Raw genomic sequence first — 631 nt, 5'->3', positions numbered from 1 at the left:
GGCAACGGATTGCATCCTTCTACTCTAGCTCGCGGCCTGAAGGCTTGCTTTGGCAGCTAGGACGAGCGTCTTGGATAATAGGTTTGCCCTTGGTTAGGATTTTGCCCGCGCTATGTCGGTTTCGCCGCAACTGGCCCAACTGGCCACTTGGATGGCCGGACATTTCAACAATCTGCACCAGGCGATGGCCGAGCCGGTTTGGTTTGCCAATATTCACGTCTACCAGTGCCCCCTGCCGTGGTCAGTGTTTCAGGGGATAGGGTTTTACGTGGAGCAACTGTACGATATCTACCCCGACCAGCCCTACCGGCAGCGGGTCATCCATCTCTTCGAGACCGCCGACGGGATCCGCATCCAAAACTACGCCCTGACCTCTCCAGAGGCCTACAAATGTGCCGGTCGGAACTTGGAGCAATTGGCTGGCCTGACGGCGGCAGAGCTGGAACTCTTGCCCGGCTGTGTAACCCAGGTGGAGTGGACGGGATCCTGCTACCGGGGCCGCAGCGTGCCCGGCAAAGGCTGTATCGTCGAGCGCAAGGGCAGAACCACCTACCTCTATAGCGAGTTCGAGATTGGGGCCGACTACTTCCACAGCCTGGATCATGGCCGCGACCCGGAAACGGATCTGTAT

General features: G+C 58.8%; 1 protein-coding gene. It reads left to right on the top strand.

Going from position 1 to position 631, the window contains the following annotated elements; all coding sequences use genetic code 11:
- Window positions 1-112: 112 nt before the first annotated feature.
- Window positions 113-631 (top strand): chromophore lyase CpcT/CpeT (locus tag NW858_RS11515; RefSeq protein ID WP_414520546.1); only part of this gene is annotated, 519 nt, incomplete at its 3' end.

Source organism: Synechococcus sp. H55.10 (assembly GCF_047502715.1).
Classification (GTDB): domain Bacteria; phylum Cyanobacteriota; class Cyanobacteriia; order Thermostichales; family Thermostichaceae; genus Thermostichus.
The sequence above is the reverse complement of the archived record's forward strand: the minus strand, read 5'-3'. Positions and strand labels throughout refer to the sequence as shown.